Source organism: Paenibacillus sp. GQ49 (assembly GCF_059759055.1).
In genome coordinates, this window is record NZ_JCAXEL010000011.1 from 73,305 (window position 1) to 93,739 (window position 20,435).

At 44.0% G+C, this 20,435-nt stretch carries 19 protein-coding genes; 2 read left to right on the forward strand and 17 right to left on the reverse strand.

Annotated features, from left to right (window positions below):
- Nucleotides 1-14: 14 nt before the first annotated feature.
- The 12 genes from AC6CIF_RS19220 to AC6CIF_RS19275 all read right to left on the reverse strand — a co-directional run bounded on the left by AC6CIF_RS19220 (nucleotide 15) and on the right by AC6CIF_RS19275 (nucleotide 13,301).
- Nucleotides 15-1,094 (reverse strand): threonine aldolase family protein, encoded by a 1,080-nt coding sequence (locus AC6CIF_RS19220; RefSeq protein ID WP_498201158.1) that lies wholly within the window; start codon nucleotides 1,092-1,094, stop codon nucleotides 15-17.
- The gene (locus AC6CIF_RS19225) at nucleotides 1,091-1,513 is read right to left on the reverse strand and encodes a MarR family winged helix-turn-helix transcriptional regulator (protein WP_036670809.1); all 423 of its coding nucleotides are present in this window, start codon (nucleotides 1,511-1,513) and stop codon (nucleotides 1,091-1,093) included. The genes AC6CIF_RS19220 and AC6CIF_RS19225 overlap by 4 nt, the downstream gene beginning before the upstream one ends.
- Nucleotides 1,514-1,749: 236 nt before the next feature.
- A complete protein-coding gene (locus tag AC6CIF_RS19230) occupies nucleotides 1,750-3,468 on the reverse strand; it encodes an ABC transporter ATP-binding protein (protein WP_036670808.1) in 1,719 nt (572 codons plus the stop codon).
- 2 nt (nucleotides 3,469-3,470) lie between these two features.
- Complete coding sequence (locus AC6CIF_RS19235) at nucleotides 3,471-3,845, reverse strand: hypothetical protein (RefSeq protein WP_498201161.1); 375 nt, start codon at nucleotides 3,843-3,845, stop codon at nucleotides 3,471-3,473.
- A 227-nt stretch (nucleotides 3,846-4,072) separates the two neighbouring features.
- Nucleotides 4,073-6,160 (reverse strand): serine hydrolase domain-containing protein, encoded by a 2,088-nt coding sequence (locus AC6CIF_RS19240; RefSeq protein WP_498201162.1) that lies wholly within the window; start codon nucleotides 6,158-6,160, stop codon nucleotides 4,073-4,075.
- Nucleotides 6,161-6,194: 34 nt separating this feature from the next.
- Nucleotides 6,195-7,649, reverse strand: coding sequence for an alpha/beta hydrolase family protein (locus tag AC6CIF_RS19245; protein WP_498201164.1), 1,455 nt, complete (start codon nucleotides 7,647-7,649; stop codon nucleotides 6,195-6,197).
- 39 nt (nucleotides 7,650-7,688) lie between these two features.
- Nucleotides 7,689-8,609 carry an alpha/beta fold hydrolase gene (locus AC6CIF_RS19250; RefSeq protein WP_498201166.1) on the reverse strand — a complete coding sequence of 307 codons (921 nt, stop codon included), beginning with the start codon at nucleotides 8,607-8,609 and terminating at the stop codon, nucleotides 7,689-7,691.
- A gap of 193 nt (nucleotides 8,610-8,802) precedes the next feature.
- Nucleotides 8,803-9,789, reverse strand: coding sequence for an alpha/beta hydrolase (locus tag AC6CIF_RS19255; RefSeq protein WP_498201168.1), 987 nt, complete (start codon nucleotides 9,787-9,789; stop codon nucleotides 8,803-8,805).
- 216 nt (nucleotides 9,790-10,005) lie between these two features.
- The gene (locus AC6CIF_RS19260) at nucleotides 10,006-11,376 is read right to left on the reverse strand and encodes a sensor histidine kinase (protein ID WP_498201170.1); all 1,371 of its coding nucleotides are present in this window, start codon (nucleotides 11,374-11,376) and stop codon (nucleotides 10,006-10,008) included.
- On the reverse strand, nucleotides 11,373-12,047 hold the full coding sequence (locus AC6CIF_RS19265) for a response regulator transcription factor (RefSeq protein ID WP_076211879.1): 675 nt from the start codon (nucleotides 12,045-12,047) through the stop codon (nucleotides 11,373-11,375). Before AC6CIF_RS19265 ends, AC6CIF_RS19260 begins: the two co-directional genes overlap by 4 nt.
- A 69-nt stretch (nucleotides 12,048-12,116) precedes the next feature.
- Nucleotides 12,117-12,650 carry a GNAT family N-acetyltransferase gene (locus AC6CIF_RS19270; RefSeq protein WP_498201172.1) on the reverse strand — a complete coding sequence of 178 codons (534 nt, stop codon included), beginning with the start codon at nucleotides 12,648-12,650 and terminating at the stop codon, nucleotides 12,117-12,119.
- A 45-nt stretch (nucleotides 12,651-12,695) separates the two neighbouring features.
- Nucleotides 12,696-13,301, reverse strand: coding sequence for a TetR/AcrR family transcriptional regulator (locus tag AC6CIF_RS19275; protein ID WP_498201174.1), 606 nt, complete (start codon nucleotides 13,299-13,301; stop codon nucleotides 12,696-12,698).
- A gap of 282 nt (nucleotides 13,302-13,583) precedes the next feature.
- On the opposite strand from AC6CIF_RS19275, the gene AC6CIF_RS19280 reads away from it, so the two are divergent.
- Complete coding sequence (locus tag AC6CIF_RS19280; protein ID WP_498201260.1) at nucleotides 13,584-15,023, forward strand: DHA2 family efflux MFS transporter permease subunit; 1,440 nt, start codon at nucleotides 13,584-13,586, stop codon at nucleotides 15,021-15,023.
- A gap of 101 nt (nucleotides 15,024-15,124) precedes the next feature.
- Here the strand turns inward: AC6CIF_RS19280 and AC6CIF_RS19285 are convergent, their stop codons facing one another.
- From AC6CIF_RS19285 to AC6CIF_RS19295, 3 genes are all read right to left on the reverse strand, one after another.
- Complete coding sequence (locus AC6CIF_RS19285) at nucleotides 15,125-16,357, reverse strand: cytochrome P450 (RefSeq protein WP_498201176.1); 1,233 nt, start codon at nucleotides 16,355-16,357, stop codon at nucleotides 15,125-15,127.
- A 215-nt stretch (nucleotides 16,358-16,572) separates the two neighbouring features.
- Nucleotides 16,573-16,860: a hypothetical protein gene (locus tag AC6CIF_RS19290; protein ID WP_498201178.1), complete on the reverse strand. Its 288-nt coding sequence runs from the start codon at nucleotides 16,858-16,860 to the stop codon at nucleotides 16,573-16,575.
- On the reverse strand, nucleotides 16,857-17,999 hold the full coding sequence (locus tag AC6CIF_RS19295; RefSeq protein WP_498201180.1) for an NAD(P)/FAD-dependent oxidoreductase: 1,143 nt from the start codon (nucleotides 17,997-17,999) through the stop codon (nucleotides 16,857-16,859). Before AC6CIF_RS19295 ends, AC6CIF_RS19290 begins: the two co-directional genes overlap by 4 nt.
- Before the next feature lie 296 nt (nucleotides 18,000-18,295).
- On the opposite strand from AC6CIF_RS19295, the gene AC6CIF_RS19300 reads away from it, so the two are divergent.
- The gene (locus AC6CIF_RS19300; protein ID WP_498201181.1) at nucleotides 18,296-19,111 is read left to right on the forward strand and encodes an AraC family transcriptional regulator; all 816 of its coding nucleotides are present in this window, start codon (nucleotides 18,296-18,298) and stop codon (nucleotides 19,109-19,111) included.
- Here the strand turns inward: AC6CIF_RS19300 and AC6CIF_RS19305 are convergent.
- A complete protein-coding gene (locus AC6CIF_RS19305) occupies nucleotides 19,108-19,749 on the reverse strand; it encodes an HAD family hydrolase (protein WP_047842847.1) in 642 nt (213 codons plus the stop codon). The genes AC6CIF_RS19300 and AC6CIF_RS19305 overlap by 4 nt on opposite strands.
- A 39-nt stretch (nucleotides 19,750-19,788) precedes the next feature.
- A complete protein-coding gene (locus tag AC6CIF_RS19310; protein WP_498201184.1) occupies nucleotides 19,789-20,382 on the reverse strand; it encodes a DUF1349 domain-containing protein in 594 nt (197 codons plus the stop codon).
- Nucleotides 20,383-20,435: the final 53 nt, after the last annotated feature.

The following is a 20,435-nucleotide window of genomic DNA, read 5'->3' on the forward strand; positions in this document are numbered from 1 at the left end:
ATTTTTGAACAAGATTAGACCAATGCTTCGACCCGTTCTGGCACGTGGATCTCTCCGTGCAATAATTGAGCGATATCACGAGTCAGTGCATCCACATTCTCTTGACGAGTTGCCCAGCTGGTGCAGAACCGTACCGCACTGTGTGTATCGTCAACCTTTTCCCAGAAGGAGAAGGTATAACCGCTGCGTAATTTCTCAAGCAAACGATCAGGCAGAATCGGAAACTGCTGGTTGGTTGGTGAATCGTACAGGAAGCGTACCCCCTGCTGTTCGAGTGAGTCATGAATTCTCAAGGCCATATCTACGGCATGGCGAGAAATATCGAGGTACAGACCATCTTCGAACAATGTTTCGAATTGGATTCCCAGCAATCTGCCTTTGGCAAGCAGGCCACCTTTTTGTTTGATCATATAACGAAAATCCGGTTTCAGCGCTTCATTCAGGATAACAACCGCCTCTCCCATCAATGCGCCAATCTTGGTTCCCCCGATGTAAAATACATCGCACAAGCGTGCAAGGTCAGCAAGTGTCATATCGCAATCGCGTGAAGCGAGTGCATATCCAAGACGTGCTCCATCCACGAAAAACGGAAGACCACATGCTCTGCTCACTGTATGCAATGCTTGCAGTTCTGCCTTGCTGTACATCGTTCCATTCTCCGTTGGTTGGGATATGTAGACCATTCCTGGTTGAACACAGTGTTCCGGTGACGACTCATTCATGTGCGCATCATAGACTGCTCTAACCTGCTCTGGCGTGATCTTTCCGTCCTCGCTTGGAACCGTGAGCACCTTATGTCCCGTAGCTTCAATAGCCCCCGTCTCATGAACTGCAATATGTCCAGAGATAGCAGCAATCACACCTTGATGCGGTCGCAAAATAGACGCAATCACTGTTGTATTCGTCTGTGTACCGCCAACCAAGAAATGAACATCAGCCTGCTCATTGTCGCAGGCCTGACGAATAAGCATTCTCGCCCGTTCGCAATGCTCATCCGTGCCATACCCGCTCGTCTGTTCCATATTGGTTTCCATCAGTCTTTGTAAAATTCGTTCATGCGCACCTTCATTATAATCACATTCAAATCGTATCATCGTGTGGTCTCTCCTGCCTTCTTGTTCAACTTCTCTTGTATGTTCATCATGGAGGTGTATACCTCTTGAATCTCTTCTTCATTCAATTCTTGCATCAGCTTCAGGATCTGTTGATCGGATCGATCATTCAATTGGGCATACAGTTCCTCACCCTTGGCTGTCAGACGAATCAGACTGACCCGGCTGTCGGCAGCAGAATCCACTTTCACCAGCAGTCCTTCCTTGGACAGCTTGTTCACAATTCGGCTCATATAACTGCGATCAATGGTCAGTGTATCTACCAGATTGTTCGCAATGCTCTCTCCCCGAATTCCAATCTCAATAATGACCCGTACTTCTGCAAAGGAATACCCTGTTCCGAGAATATGCTTGTCGAGTACACCAAGTATGTTGGTATAAAAACGGTTAAAACGTCGCATGTCAGCCAGTATATCTGGATTTATGTACTGAGAGTTGATGTCAAACCCTCCTTTTTAGTGGACATTGTCAACATTATAATAGTCACGTTAGTGGACGTTGTCAACATTATATTTTGCATAGCATTTAAAACTTCATTTTTAACATCCAAACAGAAAAAAGCCACGCATATGCGCGGCAAGGTTGTTCTGTCATCGAAGTGACGAGTGTAATCATTTTTTTGTTCAATTTACATGGATTAAGAGTGACTATATTGCACCTGATGAAGACGGCTGTATATCCCTCCAGCGGCGACCAATTCCTCATGGTTGCCCTGCTCAGCGATGCCATCTGTGTTTACTACGATGATTCGATCTGCATTCTTGATAGTTGTCAGTCTGTGTGCAATCACAAGTGTTGTTCTGCCCACCGACAATTCAGCGAGTGATTGTTGGATCAGTGCTTCTGTTTCCGTATCCAGCGCGGAGGTTGCCTCATCCAGAATAAGAATGGGTGGATTTTTCAAGAACATACGAGCAATAGATAACCGTTGCTTCTGTCCTCCGGATAGCTTGACTCCACGCTCCCCAATGACTGTATCCATACCGTCTGGCAACGTAAGAATTAATTCCTCCAACGAGGCACGACGAGCGGCATCCCAGATTTGTTCATCCGTTGCACTCAGATCCCCATAAGCAATATTCTCCTTAATGGTACCCGAGAACAAAAATACATCCTGTTGAACGATTCCGATATGCTTGCGCAAGGATTGAAGCTTAACATTACGAATGTCGACGCCATCCACAGTGATACGTCCCTCTTCTACCTCATAAAATCGGGGAAGCAGGCTACAGATCGTCGTCTTGCCTGCACCCGAAGGACCAACAAAAGCAACGGTTTCCCCTGGTCGAACAGACAGACTGATATCACTTAGAATACGCCGACTGGATTCATAACCAAACGAGACGTTCTCAAAGCGAATATCACCCTTCACACTTTCGAATTCAACGGCGTTTTTGCTATCCGCAATTTCAGGTTCCGTATCAATGATCTCCAGATAACGCTTGAAACCAGCGATACCCTTTGGATAACTTTCTATGACGGCATTGATTTTCTCAATTGGGCGGAAGAAGATATTAGACAGAAGCAGGAAGGCCATAAAGTCACCCATATTGATTCTGCCATCGATATAAAACCATGCCCCGCTGATCATGACAAATACCGTAACCAGTCGCATCATCATATAACTGACCGAGATACTTTTCGCCATCGTTTTGTAGGCAAGCAGTTTGGTTTTACGGAAATTCTGATTGTCCACTGCAAAAAGTTCTTTCTCATGTTCTTCGTTGGCGAACGATTGCACAACACGCATACCGCCGACGTTGTCTTCAATACGCGCATTGAAATTGCCGACATCTCCGAAAAGTCGCCGATACGTCTTTGTCATCCGACCACCAAATACGATAATCACCCAAGCCATAATTGGGATAATGATAAAGGTAAGCAGCGCAAGCTCCAGATTAATGTTAGCCATCAGCCAGAACGAGCCGATCAGAGTCATCACTGCGATGAATACATCTTCAGGTCCATGGTGAGCAACCTCGCCGATATCATTCAGATCATTCGTAAGATGACCAATTAAGTGACCTGTTTTACGATTATCAAAGAAACGGAAGGACAGCTTCTGCAAGTGAGCGAACATCTTCTCACGCATGTTGGTCTCAATGTTAATGCCCAGCATATGTCCCCAATATGTAACTACATAGTTCAATACGGTATTAAGTGCATAGATGGATAACAGCACAACACAGGCAAGCATAATGAGAGGCCAATCCTGACCTGGCAACAATTCATTAATGAATTTGCTGACGGCAAGGGGGAAAGCCAACTCCAGAAGACCTGCGAGTACAGCGCATCCAAAATCAATCAAAAACAGTTTTTTATAGGGACGATAATACGAAAAAAAACGACGAATCATACTTATTCACTCTCACTCTCCAGATCCTTATTGGGGTTTACATCTTCATTTTGCAGCTCGAACAGATGGATATACTCGTCGATGACCTGATCAATAGCTTTTAACTCCCCACTGATCACCGGGCGAATATGTTCATACTCCTCCTGTCCAAGTTGTCGGACAAGCGTTGTTCTCCGATTCTGCATTTGTTCCAGAAATACAAGAATTCGGCCGCGACGGAATGTCTGCGCACCACGGCCCCGTTTTCCCTCATGTTCACCATGACCCCTTCCACGTCTGGAACGTTCACCACGTTGCTCATTGTCACTCATATCACGTCTCGGATGCTCACCTTGACGTACGCTTCCATCCATCTCTTCGATAGGACGATCTCTCATTTGTGCCACCCCCATTACGTGTATACATATGTATACAACGTGTTCATGTATACGATTGTATACGCGACAAAATGAAGTGTCAACCTAAATTTTCCAATAGCTTACGAAGTATGTATATTCACCATTTCCTCAACAGAAAAAAGCCGCGGTTTCGCGACTTCTTTTGTTTTTCACTATTTTTACTCCTTCGAAAATCATCATCTTTCACTGCACCAAATCTATTGTTACTATTTCAATGAAATTTCAAATGTGGAATCCACGTCACCTGCAAATACAATGCGGCCGTTTTCTGGTAAAACAACCTCATTCTTACCACTGACTACGGTGTGATTAATACAAATACCCTTCTGATCATATACGGCAAAGCCGCCAGTTGCAGGCATTTTAACCGTCATGACTTTTCCTTTTACCGTTGCTGGCACCAAAAACCATCTGGCATATCCGTCTGCTTGAATTGTTGATAGAGATTGTTTACCCGAATATAGTGGCTGTACCATTTCCTCACTGGCGTATACGCTACCTACGGCTTCAATGTACTCCACTCCATTCTTTTCAGCGAAATAAATTTCCTTTGCGTCCCGTCCTGCCATGCCAGGGATTTGCAGCTCCGTGACTGCTTCATTTGCTCCAATAATTTTAGTATTGGATATATACCCCGGGGTCTCTTTGTCCAAATGGATAGGGAGGATTGTTGCCGAATTGAGATAAACCGTTGATGTATATTTCTCATTCACCAGGTAATATTTTTTACCTTCACGTTGCTCCCATGAGGCCGTAATATCCTGGGATAATTCATTGGCTTCCAGCTTCTCCATTTTATATTCGGAGAATGCCAATTGTCCAAGTCCTGGCAAGGATATATAAGATCGATACCACAGATAAGTCCTTCCATTCTTCTCCTTAACAAATTTCAACTTTTCCGTGCCTTCATCGTTAACAAAAGTACCATCTGCTGTATATGTGTATATTTGAGCCGGATCACTTGGAGCTACGGGTGTGGATACAGTCATTTGTCCAGCAGTATTCATTTCGATCTTCTTAACTGAATTATTGCCGCCATATATACCTGCATTCGTGGCTATTTCTTTAGGTATATCTGCCTTCACTGGAACACCAAACGATTTTTCCGGCTTCCGTTCTGTAATGATGCCCTTTTCCTCAAGTGCGCTGAGTAATAATTCACTCGCAATGAACTGATCTTTGGCACTTGTCCCACCTGATGAGGTAACGGCTGCAGCCAGATTATATTCCGGCAGTACGACTAATGATGAGTGATACGATATCGTATCTCCACCTTTTGTTACTGCCTTGATACCATATTCACTGAATGGGTACAGATTTACACTATCCCACCCTAATCCGTAAGATATAGACGTATCGCCACCCTCTGGCCACATGCCTTTTTTGTACTCTTCTTGCGCCATGGCTTCTACAGACTTATCGGTAAGAATGCCTTGGACCTCTCCCGTGAAGATTTGTGAAAACTTCGCAAGATCTTCAGCGGTGGAATAAATGCCTCCAGTAGCAATAACATTATAATTCTCTTGTGGAAGCTGACCCTCATACATAGGAGAATAGATTCCCGCCATTGCTGCCGTGTCAACCACATCCTGTGGTGTTTTGGTATGTTTCATGTCTAAAGGTTCCGTAAAATATTGGTGTATAAATGCGGTAAAACTCATGCCGCTAACACGTTCAACCATAATCTCGGATAACGTAAACCCATCGTTACTATACACGGAGAATGCACCGGGATCTGCCTTCAGGTTTTGACTCGCCAATTGGTCCAGAAACGTATCATGTGAGTACGTATCATTATCCCCGTACAATGTGGCATTGCTGCCCGTGCTACCCAGCAGACCGGAAGAATGATTCAACAGCATGCGTGGTGTGATTTGTTTGTAGCGATGATCTTTCATCTGAAAATCAGGTATATAGTTCACAACAGGCAGATCCAAATCCACCTTGCCTTCCTCAACTAACTTCATAACAGAAGCTGTGAGGAACATTTTACTCGTTGATCCTATGCCATAGATCGTATCCGGCGTAAGAGGCACCTTGTTGTTTTTATCGTTTTTACCCATCTGACCGGACACCACAATCTCGCCACCATCGATAAGGGCATATTGCAGACTTGTGATTCCATGTTTCTCGGTGAGTAACTTGGCTTTCTCCATCACCGTTTTCTTGGTTGGTTCATACGTAAAATCACTGCTACTTGTAGGAGGCGCAGCCATTGCAGACATTGGAGCTAACATCGTTAATGCCAGCGTTAACACGGCGATTGAAGTGCGTTTTCCCTTTTGTCGTCCCATTCACATCATCTCCTGATTTTAATATGTTGGTGGATTAGAGCTCTTTTGGATCTATAAACTTCACTTCTGGATACAAGTCGTTTGGTCCCTGAATCAGATCTCCACCCGTTCCTTTCAGTTGCTTGTTAAAGAAATCGAGTACATATTGATTTACCATGTTTGATCCTCTTTTACCATTGATATCTCCTGTGATACCGGACAGTTTAACCAGCTCCGAATAGAACTGAAGATCTGTGAAATTGAAGTGCTGGGTTCCTTCTACATAAATCACATTTCCCCCATGATTGATAACATTTTTCATAATGTGCAGCTCATCTGAAAGAGATTTAGTTACTTCATCATCCGAATTTCTATCCACTTCAAAATTGGCTAACCAGTCTTCAAAACTTCCCGATCGGATGAACATAAATGGCTTGTTTATATCATCTCTATTTTCCACTTCATATAGTGACCCATCCATATTAACCCCGGCCTTGATTCTCTGATCTAGATAAGTTGCATTAAACGCGGTTGCACCCCCAAAAGAATGCCCCATCGCGCCTATGTTATTTAAATCGATCTTCCCTTTAAATTGACTTTCGATTTCACCTGAATTCAGCTTTTCGATTTGATCGATTACAAACTCCACATCTTTCGTCCATATATCCCCTGTTTTTGTACGTTCATCTAGTGTAGTCGTACTTTTTTTATAATCCGTTACACGGCCATCTGGAAAAAGGGTAGCAAAGGTGCTATACGTATGATCGATGGTGACCACGATAAACCCATGACTGGCCAGATTCTCGGCCTGTGATGCATGTAGAACTCTACTGGTTCCCATACCATGAGATAGCAGTATCACGGGATAAGGACTTGTAGAAGACAATATTTCACTATTTTCATAAGAGTTGGTTTGACTATACTTCCAATAGTCGAGCACAAATTCAGGCAGTTTTAAAGAATTAGAGAAGCTCTGAATATACTTATTGAACCTCTCTTTATCTTTTGGAAACAGCGTGTCACGCTTGATATTATTCTTATTTTCAGTAGGGTACCAAACTTGAACCATTAGTTCCCTCTTATCGCTTTGATCTTCAGTGAAGCTTTCGTCTCTGTTCTGGTCCGTTAAATGAAATGTTTGAGTACCCACCTTCTCTGGACCATCAAGCTTCGGCAAATTAAAGACAGGTAAGTATACAGACAAGGCAGTAGAACCAACCAGCAGAATGACAATCAGGGAAGATAAACTATATTTTGAGAACTTCCCTATTTTTAGATTCATCATCTTTTCGGAATGTCTGAGTAAAACAATAATTACAAATAGAGCCGTCATGATATATACCACAAGCAACTGCCATCTGTATCCCTCAACAAACAATTGAACTAATAATATAACGCTACTTCCTATACCCAAACCCAAGCCTGTTTTCTTTGCACTTCTTTTAATAAATAGTAGGTCTACGAGTAAAGCGAAACAGGATAGAACTAACAGTATCTCAAATAATCTCAATTGAATTCCTCTCTCTCATCACGGACTTTTACAGAATTTTTACTTCGCTTCGTTCATAAATGCTCTAACATCTTCGGCTATTTCTTTGAATAACGTATGGTGCAAGTAATGCTCACCATCCATTGTGATTACTTTTCCATGTACCGAATCTTTGATCTGCCCTTCATGCAGCGGAATCCATCCTTCTACACCTTCATTATTCGCTTGTACAAAGAGAAGAAGTGGAAGGTTTTTAGGGAAGGTTAATCCTTGGGCTCCTTTAAAATTGGAAGCAATATGGTCCATTTCATTCAAAGTCGTGGAACTGTTCGAGTTTTTATTCGACAGCATGTTCATCTGCTCTACGGTATGTTCATCAAATGCGAGTCCAGCATAGGGGTCACTACTAAATTTGACCACCAATCTTTGGAGACCTGATTTTTTAAGAAATGCGAACGTTTTAGTAGGTAATTTGGCATCCATACCCGGTTGTGTTGAAACACTGCTATCAATTCCGACAAATGCCGTGACCTCATCCGGATATTTGTTCACATAATCAATGCCATAAATGCCTGCAATGGAGTGACCCATGAGCATATACTGATGCATATCGAGTTGCTGCAGAGCTTCATGAACTTCACTTACGATATTCTCTGTGGTTCGTTCTTTTTCAGTAGCATCACTTAATCCATAACCGAATGGCTCAACCGCCACAACTTTGTAATATGGTGATAGTTCGTCAATGAGCAGTTTAAAATCAAGCGCTGGTGCTGCTGTTCCAAAACCAGGCAGAAGTACAATCGTTTCCTTGCCTTCGCCTTGAATGAGTACATTCATATTTTTCCCGTCTACAGATACATGCTGACCATAGGAATCTATTTTCTTGGCCTCTGAATTACTACTGATCACATTGGTGATATAAACAATACCTAGAAATAGAATAATGACGATTACGATTGCTCCTACTATTTTCAGTATCATGTTTCTCACTTTTTTGGCCTTTGATCTATTCTTTGTTTTCTTCTCCGCAGGCTGCGTCGTCAGTGTTATCTTCTCCTGTCTTGAACTGATAGTTCGATTGTCTTCTTTGCTGCTAATGAAATCTTAACCAATGAAAATGTACTCCCCGTGACGTCAATATGAACTGAATATGAACAAGCCAATTCATTTATATCTACTGCTGCGTCATAAATCCCCTGAATTTTTCAGCAATTTCTTTGGCATGGGAACGATACAAATAATGATTTGCTTCCAGCAGTACCACTTCACCACGCACAGAGTTCTCTATTAACTTCTCGTGTTCCGGAACCCAATTGTCTGCTGCCGGATGATTCTTTTGAACAAAGAAAAGAACTGGAAGATTAACAGGGAAAGTTAGTTGTTCAGATTCTTTAAAGTTGGAATACATACTCTCTGCCTCATTTAATTGAGTGGTATTATACATATTTTTGCGTATCAGAATGTTCAATTGTTCTTTTGTTTGCTCATCATAAGGCAGTCCATCATAAGGGTCAGCACTCAGTTTCAGTTGCACTCGGGCGAAACCCAAGTTGCGGAACCATTTAATCGGTTGTGTATCTGATGAATCAATCTTCTGTTCACTTATCGCTGGAACACTGCTATCCAGCCCAACATATGCACTTATTTCATCTGCATATTTGTTCACGTAATCCAGGCTATAGATCCCCGAAATGGAATGACCCATGAGGATATAACGATCAATATGTAGACGCTGTAACGCTTCATGAATTTCACTGACGATATTTGCTGTGCTGCGTTCCTTTTTGGTCTGATCACTCAATCCGTAACCAAAGGGCTCAACAACGACAACTTTATAATATGGAGATAACTCGGAGATGAGAGGTTTAAAATCAAGCGCTGGTGCCGCTGTTCCAAAACCAGGCAGAAGCACAATCGTTTCCTCGCCTTCGCCTTGAATGAACACATTCATATTTTTTCCGTCTACGGATACATGTTGACCATACGGCTCTATTCTTTTTTGCTCCGAATAACTGCTGATTTTATTGACGGTATATACGATAGCTACAAAAAGTAAGATTGCTATAATGATTGCGCATAGTACTTTAAACAAAATGCCTAACGCTTTCTTGATTTTGCTTTTACTCTGTACTTCTTTGTCTGCTTGTTGATTCACATTCATCTGCTCCTATCCTCATCTGTATATTGGCCTAGCAGGCTGCTAATGCAATCCTAATCATCAAAGATGTACTCCCTATGACCATAATATGAACGGAATATGAACAAGCAAAAAAAATGCCATGTGTAACATACAAGGAAGCTTGCATGTCACACATGGCATGAACATTCGGTCTAGATACTCCGATGGATATTCTATTCATTTACCTATTCTGTGAGCCTAACTATCCGCTGGTGGATGGATGGGCAACGTGATCATAAAGGTCGTGCCTTGACCAGGTTCGCTTTCCACTCGGATGTCACCCTGATGAAGGGATACGATCTGTTTAACGATTGCTAGTCCCATACCACTCCCGTCGTATTTACGACTGTGGGAACGATCTGCCTTGAAAAAGCGGTCGAATATACGCTTCTGGTCTTCCAGGGGAATTCCAATACCCGTGTCGGATATTCGAACAGTCACATTTTTGAAATCCTCTTCGATACTGACTTTAATCATACCGCCATCCTTGGAAAACTTGATGCTATTTCCGATGATGTTTGTCCATACCTGATTTAACTGATCGTGATCAGCCGTTACCTTCACGTTCTCCAAATCAAGCTCGAAATGAATGTTGCGCCCAGACCATTGCGGCTGAAGCGCCACGATGACCCGCCTGATCTGTTCATCAAGGCTTAAGGTGGTGAGCCGTAGTTGCTGTGACTGCGATTCAAGCAAACTCAGCTTGAGCAAGCTATCGCTCATTTTGGACATTCTTTTTGCTTCAGAGATGATAATATCCAGGTAACGGTTTCGTTCTTGTTCTGAGAGATTTACTTGCTTCAGTGCCGAAGCGTAACCGGATATCGAGGTGAGCGGAGACTGAACCTCATGCGAAACATTGGTAACGAATTCCCTGCGCATCTTCTCCAACTGCTGAAGATCATGCATCATTTCTTCAAAGCTGCGGGCCAATGTACCAATCTCCGTCGTTTGTTTAATGTTCAGCTTGACGTTGAAGTCTCCAGCTGCAATCCGTTTGGTCGCTTTGGTCAGTTTTTTGATCGGTCTAACCAGATATACAGAAGCAACCACAATCAACAAACTTCCTACAATCAAGGAACAGCTTGCAAAAATCAACCCAAACTGGACCACAAAAGAGGCTGAGGGCGGTGAGAGTGTTTCTAGAAACATCGCTCTTGTACCCGTTTCCGTCTTGATCGGTAGCCCCAAAAGAACGGTAGCGATACCTTTAGGTGTGTCCTGCACAACCCCTCCGTTTAACACCTTCTTGAGTTGATCCGTCGATACGGGGGATGATTTATGTTCGTTAAGCTTCCCATAAGACTGGAACTTGCCCGTTGCATCATAAATTCGAATATGATACGAATCAAGTTGCTTCATTCTACTAACGAATGATTCTGCTTCATCAGCAGGCAGCGTCTTATAAATCTGCACAACGTCCTGGCCAAAGTTGCGTATGTTAATTTGAGCATTTTCATTCAATTGATCTTCGAATATCCAGGTTGACATAAAAAATGAAATAATCGTGCCTGTGATGACTGACACCAGAAAGGTCAGAACAACACGAATATATAAGGATCTGATCATTCATAGACCTCAAGTCTGTACCCTAGCCCACGCACCGTTTCAATCCGAAAATCAGGTGTAGTCGCGAATCGTTCACGCAGGCGCTTAATATGTACGTCTATTGTTCGATCATCTCCAGCGTAGTCAATTCCCCATATCTGGTCGATTAATTGCTCACGTGTATAGACTTGTCCTGGTGTTCCAGCAAGCTTATACAGCAATTCGAACTCCTTAAGTGGTAACGTAAGCGACTCCGTGCCTCTCATCACCTTATACGTCTGACGGTCCAGAATGACGTTGCCAAACTGGATTGTGTGTGTGGAGCCGATCTTGTATCGTTTCAGTAATGCTCGGACACGAGCGGTCAGCTCTAATGGATCAAACGGTTTGGTCAAATAATCATCCGTACCCAGTTCGAATCCTTTCACCTTCTCCCAAGTCTCTCCTCTCGCCGTCAGCATGAGTAACGGGAGGTCTGGATTGGCTCTTCGGAGTTCTTTGCACAGTGCCCAACCGTCCATGACAGGCATCATAATATCAAGGACGACCAGATCCACTGGAGTTTCGCCATACACGGTGAGAGCTTCCTTACCGTCCGCAGCTTCCACTGTTGTGAATCCATCGTTTTTGAGAAATAGACAGACGAGTTCACGAATGTTCGCATCGTCGTCTGCAACGAGTATAGTAGCCATATGTTTTTTCTGTCCTCTCCGTTACGTTTAAATATATAGTTCAACGTATAGTAAAGTAAAACATCTTGCTTATAGTATATCCACAGCAAACATCGTATGTTCTTTCAACGTTCCCTGGATTGGCACAGGCTGTGACCCATTCTCCTTGAAACCTACTTTTTGAAGGACACGGATGGAACCTGTATTATCGGGCACAGCGCCAGCTTCGATTCGAGTAATTTCAGTTTCGTGTTTGGCAAATTCCAGTACACATTGCAGGGCTTCGCTCATATATCCTTTTCCTTGATGCAGAGTATCCGTCACATAACCAACGATCCATTTTGGGGTAGAATCCAGTATGATCTCGAACAAAGAAATTTCACCGACGAGTTCATCCGTTGTATGTAGAAAAATACCAAAAGAATAGCGATTTCCTTCTTCTCTCTTCTTGTTCCAGCTCTCAATGAGTGACCTTTGCCCCTCCAAGCTATAGAAAGACTCGTCCCGATCACTTGCTGATATGTTCTCGATTTCCGCACGGTTGCGAACCTGTAAATCCAGAAGCAATGAAGCATCATCCACATTCCAAAATCTCACATAGATACGTTCTGCACTATATTTCATCACATTATTCCTCCTCTATTAACGTTAGGGGCAACTGTAGCATGATTATATCAGGTCATTATAAGAGTACGAGCGAATCAACGAGAATTGTTTCGCCAGAAAATGAGGGGAATACGGCATATCATTACGCAGCCAGGCAACGATGGTTCCAATCAGAGCCGAAGAACCGTACCATATTGCGATTTCTTTATGAATGCCGGATTCTTCGAGTTCATCTTCCATCTCTACCCGATCAATTTTGGCTTTGACCAGCGTACTTAACAATTTAAGCAGTCGTTCGGTAAAAATCGGTGTGCGCTTTGTAGCAAGAACCACCTGATAGAACGAGGCGTTCCCTGCAAAATGTTCCAGTAACTTGACCAGAACAGGCCAAGCCTCTTCCGTCCTTTGTTTCTCAAAATGAGGGGCATATTCATCCACGATCCGTTCAATATTCTCGATCATTTCATCGGCCATCTTCTCCATCATATCCGTAATATCACGATAGTGCAGGTAGAAGGTTACCCGATTGATCGTCGCTCGTTCGGCAATTTTGTTCACTGACAACTTCTCAATATCCATTTCCTGTAGCAATTCAACAAATGCACCTCGAATTAACTGACGTGTTCGCAATATTCTTGGGTCCACGGCTGATTTCTTCTCGTCTTTCACGTGTATCCCTCCTATCAAATTTTAAACATTACAATTTTAAAGGATCAGTCGTTTATTTTTGATTTACACAACAAATTCATTTTATTTGTAAAATAAACGACGAAAACACGTCATAACGTAAATTGTAATCTGTCCGAATATGTATATAATTCAATAAATACAATGTAAACTATACAACACGTTGTAAATTTAGTCACGTGTAGATTGAAAGGATGAAAAGGATTGAGTCAGGCTAGAGTACAAGAAGAATTATCCGTAAAGAAAGGCCCCATCCTGTTTATCATGATTTTGGGAGCCTTCCTTGCAACGTTGAATCAAACGATCATGAGTGTCGCTACACCGGAACTGATGGGTGATTTTAACATCTCCGCCGCAACAGCACAATGGTTAACGACAGGTTACATGCTGGTGAACGGGGTGCTTATCCCCATCACGGCCTACTTCATGCAACGCTTTTCAACCAAGCAATTATTCCAAGCTTCCATGTTTATTTTCCTGATTGGTACCATCGTATCCGCTCTTGCAGATAACTTTGGCACATTGCTGACAGGACGTATGATTCAGGCAGCGGGTGCCGGCATTATCATGCCGCTCTTAATGCACGTTATTTTGACCTTGTTTGCCCCTGAAAAACGAGGATCTGCGATGGGTATGGTTGGTTTTGCCATCATTTTTGCCCCTGCAATCGGGCCTACCCTTGCCGGTTATATCCTCGAGAACTACTCTTGGCAAACGATGTTCTACGGCATGATTCCATTAACTCTTATTGTCATTGCTTTTGCATTTGTATACCTGAAGAATGTATCCGAACGGGTCAACACAAAGTTCGACACAATCAGTGTGGTGCTCTCCACGATCGGATTTGGCGCATTGCTCTATGGTTTCAGCAGAGCAGGAAGTCTGGGATGGTCAAGTGCAGAAGTTCTTATCTGCATTGCGGCAGGAATTGTTGCTCTTGCCCTGTTTACATGGCGTCAACTCACTTCTGAAACTCCGCTGCTTGATCTGCGGGCATTCAAATACAACATGTTCTCCTTGACCACGGTCATTAGTATCGCGATTACAATGATCATGTATGCTGACATGATGTTGCTTCCCCTGTATCTCCAGAACGCACGTGGTTACACTGCGCTGGAGTCCGGATTATTACTACTGCCGGGCGCCCTTGTCATGGGCTTCCTGATGCCAGTAGCCGGAAAATTGTTTGACCGATTTGGAGCGAAATGGCTCGCTGTGATCGGGATGGTGATCACCATCGTGACCACCATTGGTTTCATCGACTTAACGGACTCAACCAGTTATGGATACCTGGTACTCATGTCAACCGGACGCCGAATTGGTATGGCTTTGCTCATGATGCCGATTCAGACTGCGGGGCTTAACCAACTGCCACCAAGACTTGGTGCACACGGTACAGCTATCTCCAACACCGTCAGACAAGTGGCTGGCGCTGTAGGTACTTCATTACTCGTAAGTGTCATGACCTCCCGTACAACAGCACACGTACAGGATATGATGGCGACTGGTGCAGCCAATGGTCTCAGTCAAAAACAGCTTGCTACAGAATCCATGATCCAGGGTATCAATGATGCATATGTTGTTATCATCGGTATCGCTGTTGTGGGCTTGGTTCTTTCATTCTTTATCAAACGCACCAAACAAGCGAAAGAGGAAGAAATCAAACAGGTGGTAAGACAAAAAGTTTCTATGAATTCAAATTAAGGTGTCCAGCTTCATACTTGCCTGCATAACAAAGCGGCAGATCTAGACGTATACGTCTGATCTGCCGCTTTTCGTTTGTATCCTCCGTATGAACCTCTCTTCTACCCAACGATCTTCACTGGCAGATGGGTCAACGACTGCCCCGGAGCTGACGTGGCCAGATTATTCTCCAGATCAAAGGACTCCACTGGTTCAATCCGAGCAATCTTCTCCACAAATGCTGTCAAGGCAATGCTGAGTTCCATTCTTGCCAGCGGGGCCCCTAGACAAAAGTGTGGGCCATTACCAAAGGTAAGATGTCTTTTGTTATTACGACGATGAATATTCAGCTCAAAGGGGTCTTCAAACATCTGCTCATCCATATTGGCTGCACTCATCCAGGAGATGACAACATCTCCTTTTTTCAAATCCACTCCGAGCAGTTGATTATCCTGCTTTACTGTCCGATGCCGCTTGGCATTATGGAACCGATAACGAAGCATTTCTTCCACTGCGAGCGGAACCCATTCGGGGTTCTGCCTGAGTTGGCCATACAAGCTCGGGTCATCGTAGAGGAAGGAATAGAACATATTTGAAACCATATGACTCGTTGTCTCTATACCGGCTCCAAGCAGAAGCATGGTCGTGCGAACAACCTCATCCTCCGTGAACTTCTCCCCCTCAACATCCACGTTCAACAGATCGGTAATGATATCCTCACCAGGATGAGTCCGTTTATGAACCACAATAGGATACAGGAATTGATAATACTCTTGAGCGGCAGTTTGTTTTTTCAGTTCACTCTCTTCAGCAGTCTTCGGATTGGTAGGTTGAAACAGAATATCTACCCAGTTCTTGAAGCGATGGCTGTCTGTGAGAGGGATGCCGAGCAGATCAGCCATAACCATCGAAGGGAGCGGAGCAGCCAACGCTTGAACAATATCAATGGTCGTATTCGGCTCAATATCGGCTACCAGTTGCTCTGCAATGTTGCGAATTCGTGGCTCCCAGTTTTTCAGACTACGCGGTGTAAAAGCAGCCGATAACAACGAACGACTTTTTTGATGACGGGGAGGATCGATACTTGATATGTTTAATTTGTCTGGAGGTGTGCCTTCATTGTTCTTTGCTCCAACCGCAATGGTTGTCCGGGTTCCTTCGGCTGAAAAATACTCATGATTACTAAGGACCTGCTTCACATCATCGTATCTGAACACATTCCAGGTGTCTGTATCTTCGTGATAGTACACAGGATGCTCGGACAGCATTTTTCGAAACCAGTGAAGTGGGAAAAACTCTTCAGATCTGGACTGAAACCCCGTAATGTCCTCAACACGTATCACTTCTTTATACATTTGGTATCCACCTCTCAGCATAGTTTCGTGATTGGTTACATGGGTACCTGAATTGACAGTTCAGCACCTGATTCCATTTTATACCATTCGTTCATTTATTGATATAAACCATTTGAACCAAATCAGAAAAACCCCTTAATATAAGGGGTTTTCGTTTTATACGTATCGTATATTATTTCTGTCGATGTCTCAGTGAGATAAGCCATACGAGCCGATCAATCGCCTAGTTTCGCTAATGCTTCCTGTAGTTGCTCCAGTTGTTGAGACAGGGTTTCAATCAAGTTCTTCGTTTGGCTTGCCTTCTCCATTAAGACTTGCTCTTCAGAATTGTCTTCGGATACATTCCTGATTAGTGATGACTTCAATTCCGACAATTCGCGTTTGTATGTTTCTTGTTTCTCCAAAGCTATGCGCAGTTTTTCTTTTGTCGTACCGATCTGATGCTCCAGATATATGATATCGGACGAGTTCGCTCCATCGGATACACGTTGTGAATATGTCATGACTCACCTCTTTCAATTTCATCCATTGCTTTGCCAACAGTATAAGGCTCAATATCGATATCCAGTTCCATACCGAGAGCTAGTTTCGCCAGTTGACTCCCGATAAAAGGACCCATGGTCAGTCCAGAGGCTCCAAGTCCATTCGCGGTAATCAGACCTTGCCAGCCTGGGACAGCCCCCATTACTGGCAGAAAGCCAGGTGTGAACGGACGGAACCCCACTCTTACTTCCTGGAATGTGCTATTGGCTAGCCCCGGTGCCAGTTCCAGACCTTTATTCAAAACTTCCTGCATGCCTCCTGCAGTGACTCTTGTATCATAACCCTCCACATCATTTTCATGAGTGGCACCAATCACAATCTTCTGTTGATCAAAGGCCAGTAGATATTGATCAGAAGGTGGCATGATCACAGGCCAGCGGCCTGTATCCTCCCCATCCGTGACATGTAGATGCATAATTTGTGCCTTTTGATAATGCACTTTAGAGTGTATGCCGAGTGGCTTCAGCAGTTCGTTAGCCCATGCACCTGCACAGACAACGACTTCATCTGCCAGGAAACTCTGATCATTAACACTCACACCAATGACCCGATCCGCTTCGAATTGAAGCGTGGCGTCTCCATGGATCACTTCCGCTCCATTCCGCTGTGCAGACCGGATCAAGGCATCGCGCAGCGCCCTTCCATCTATACGTGCAGCACCACTGATATGTACCGATTGATAACGTTCATCCAGCAATGGAAAACGTTCACGGGTTTCTTTGGCATCAAGAGGTGTAATGTCGCCAATCTCCGGCGCATCCTCTTTGCGAAGATATGCCCGTTCTTCCATCTTGTTGATTTTATCCTCGTCCGTATGAATACTAAGCGCGCCCACTTGAGCATAACCGGTTTCCGTTTCTCCTTCACTCTCAAGCTCCGCTATGATCCCAGGATAGAACCGCGCACCTGCCTTGGCGAGCTGATACCAGTCCTGATTACGTCGCTGTGACAGCCATGGACAGATGATACCGGCAGCTGCATCCGTCGCCTGTCCTATATCTTTTCGATCTACGATGATGACCTCTGCGCCCCGCTTGGCTAATTGATAGGCTGTTGATGCCCCCAGAATACCCGACCCGACTACGATGACTTTCTTCATGTTTGCATCCCTTTCTTTAATCACTTATTCCTTATAGCGTATACCGTTTCGCATTCTGTTGGCAAGGCAGTCCATACTTTTAGATCCATAAATAGAGGCTGATCAGACCACAGTTCATACTCATTTATCCAATTAATAATTGTTGAAGCATTTATATGAAAACGTTTTATATATTGCCCGTCATTCAATTAAAATTATTCCATTTATGTAATATAATTCTTTTTAGGTTTCTTTTAACGCTGTAACCACGCCACTTACGCACATGATCCTTTAACGAAAAGAGGAATAACACGACGATGCCGAAACCTAGTATGGGGAATCCGCTGGATACCGATATGCCGCTCATGATTACAGGGCAAAACCAGTTGACCGTTGATGAATTGATGAATTGGAGCGACCATTCGCGGGATTACAGCATTGTACAGTGCATCGGAGGAACAGGGCGAATCGCAGCAAAAAATCATGAATTTTCGATCAAAAAAGGGACCGCTCTCATTTTGTTCCCGGAAGTAACCTACCGTTACCACAATCTAAGTGATTCATTACGATTTGATTGTCTGTCTTTCAATGGCTATTTATTGCCACGGTTCTTGCATACCTTGCAGATCGGGGAGCTGCGCGCCTTCAAGCCGGATGGAATGCTTCATATCCTGTTGCGTGAAATTACGTTGGCGCTGCAGTCCCGGCACAAGGATCAGATCTGGCACGTATCCGCATTACTGTACATGCTTTTGGTCAGATTAACCATTGAAGGTGAACGCTATAGTGCTTACGAACGTTCTGATGCCCGATTAAGATTGGATGCACTCATTACTTTTATCAAACAAAATTATCATCAGGATATTTCTCTCCCCTTGTTAGCTGATCAGATGGACGTTACCGAGCAGCACCTCAATCGGATATTCAAAAAAGAATTTCAAATGACTCCATTGGAGTATCTGATGCGATATCGGTTGTTGAAAGCCAAGGAAATGCTCATCGAAAATAACGCTACGACCGCTCATGAAATAGCCAAAGCCGTTGGTTTCAACAGTGCCAGTTACTTTGGGTCAGTGTTCAAAAAATACGAAGGGATCTCCCCTATCGAGCTACGCAAGCAGTATCTGGATTAGAGCGCCTCCACATCAATCTCGGCCAGCGAGGATAACCGCAGTTCATGCATGGCGAATTCCAGACCACGCGTTACCTCGTTAGGTACGATGATACACCGAATACCTGCTGCATTGGCTGCCTTCAAGCCATTAGGTGAGTCTTCGAACACAATCGCTTCGGAAGCCTCGATCCCAAGACTCTGGAGAGCAAGAAGGTACAGTTCAGGGTCCGGTTTCACTCGCTTCACATCCTCGGATGTATGAACGACTGTGAAATAATCAAAAATGCCTAATTTCTGCAAGTAACCATGCACCCAGTCCCGTGTGGAGCTGGAAGCAACCGCAAGCTGAATCCCCTTCTCCCTCGCAGACTGAAGCAATTCATACACCCCTGGAAGAATGGCAGCCTGTCCCAAATAGACTTCGTATTTCTGTTCAGAGAGAAGTTTGATATGATCATGATCTATCTTTTTTTGGAGCGCTTGCTCCAGATACAGAAATGGATGAAACTCCTCAAAGGATGTCCCCACATTTTTCGACCATAGCTCCAGACCAAGTTCCACTCCGTGCTCTTCATAAATATCGCGAAACGCATAATACCAAGGTGTCTCTGTATCAACAATGAGTCCATCAAAATCAAAGATAAATGCTTTTACCATGAACCTGTTCTCCCTCCAGTGATCGGCCAGGGGAGCGGATTAGAAACGTGCGGTCAAGTCCGGATGAGTAACGTTCACGGATAAAAAGTGACACGTACAGCCCGTTCCAGTCGGCGACTGAACAACTAATCCAGCTCGAAGTTCCCCTTGTATCGGCATGCCGAAATAACGAATTAGTTTCCACTCATCCCCATCGGGTGAATAAAAGAATGATATGCAGTCCTCTACTTTGCGTATACGCAGGTAGGGATTAGGTACGGAGACTTCAACCGAATTGCAATCATCAGATGAACCATCACGTGTCACCACCGACACGATGGTAGGCACTTTTCCATCATACTCAAAACAAATTTTGCACCAGTTACGATCATCCGCCATCACCATCAGGCATCCGGAATCATATTGATTTTTCATATCAACGGTTAATTGGGTTGTGATTTCGAAATCGCCAGGCACAGGCATGGACAGAAATGGTGCGGTTGCACGAATGTGCTTGCCCGCTGGATCTTGGAAAAAGTCGGTGTCCGCCTTCGCTTCAACCAGCACACCTCCCTGATCCGTATAGGACCAGATTTCGGGCTCGTTCATCCAGCTCCATTGCTTCCGTGCTTCTGTTGTCATTACGTTAGTCATTTGTTAGCAGCCTCCCAAGTTAAATACGTTTTAGTTCATATGTTCTAGTTTTT

What these genes read in the sequence shown, in the direction of transcription:
- AC6CIF_RS19235 (WP_498201161.1), bottom strand. Translation starts at nt 3,845, where the DNA reads ATGAGAGATCGTCCTATCGAAGAGATGGATGGAAGCGTACGTCAAGGT.
- AC6CIF_RS19225 (WP_036670809.1), bottom strand. Translation starts at nt 1,513, where the DNA reads ATGCGACGTTTTAACCGTTTTTATACCAACATACTTGGTGTACTCGAC.
- AC6CIF_RS19285 (WP_498201176.1), bottom strand. Translation starts at nt 16,357, where the DNA reads ATGTATAAAGAAGTGATACGTGTTGAGGACATTACGGGGTTTCAGTCC.
- AC6CIF_RS19230 (WP_036670808.1), bottom strand. Translation starts at nt 3,468, where the DNA reads ATGATTCGTCGTTTTTTTTCGTATTATCGTCCCTATAAAAAACTGTTT.
- AC6CIF_RS19265 (WP_076211879.1), bottom strand. Translation starts at nt 12,047, where the DNA reads ATGGCTACTATACTCGTTGCAGACGACGATGCGAACATTCGTGAACTC.
- AC6CIF_RS19310 (WP_498201184.1), bottom strand. Translation starts at nt 20,382, where the DNA reads ATGACTAACGTAATGACAACAGAAGCACGGAAGCAATGGAGCTGGATG.
- AC6CIF_RS19305 (WP_047842847.1), bottom strand. Translation starts at nt 19,749, where the DNA reads ATGGTAAAAGCATTTATCTTTGATTTTGATGGACTCATTGTTGATACA.
- AC6CIF_RS19250 (WP_498201166.1), bottom strand. Translation starts at nt 8,609, where the DNA reads ATGATACTGAAAATAGTAGGAGCAATCGTAATCGTCATTATTCTATTT.
- AC6CIF_RS19280 (WP_498201260.1), top strand. Translation starts at nt 13,584, where the DNA reads ATGATTTTGGGAGCCTTCCTTGCAACGTTGAATCAAACGATCATGAGT.
- AC6CIF_RS19270 (WP_498201172.1), bottom strand. Translation starts at nt 12,650, where the DNA reads ATGAAATATAGTGCAGAACGTATCTATGTGAGATTTTGGAATGTGGAT.
- AC6CIF_RS19220 (WP_498201158.1), bottom strand. Translation starts at nt 1,094, where the DNA reads ATGATACGATTTGAATGTGATTATAATGAAGGTGCGCATGAACGAATT.
- AC6CIF_RS19300 (WP_498201181.1), top strand. Translation starts at nt 18,296, where the DNA reads ATGCCGAAACCTAGTATGGGGAATCCGCTGGATACCGATATGCCGCTC.
- AC6CIF_RS19295 (WP_498201180.1), bottom strand. Translation starts at nt 17,999, where the DNA reads ATGAAGAAAGTCATCGTAGTCGGGTCGGGTATTCTGGGGGCATCAACA.
- AC6CIF_RS19290 (WP_498201178.1), bottom strand. Translation starts at nt 16,860, where the DNA reads ATGACATATTCACAACGTGTATCCGATGGAGCGAACTCGTCCGATATC.
- AC6CIF_RS19255 (WP_498201168.1), bottom strand. Translation starts at nt 9,789, where the DNA reads ATGAATGTGAATCAACAAGCAGACAAAGAAGTACAGAGTAAAAGCAAA.
- AC6CIF_RS19260 (WP_498201170.1), bottom strand. Translation starts at nt 11,376, where the DNA reads ATGATCAGATCCTTATATATTCGTGTTGTTCTGACCTTTCTGGTGTCA.
- AC6CIF_RS19240 (WP_498201162.1), bottom strand. Translation starts at nt 6,160, where the DNA reads ATGGGACGACAAAAGGGAAAACGCACTTCAATCGCCGTGTTAACGCTG.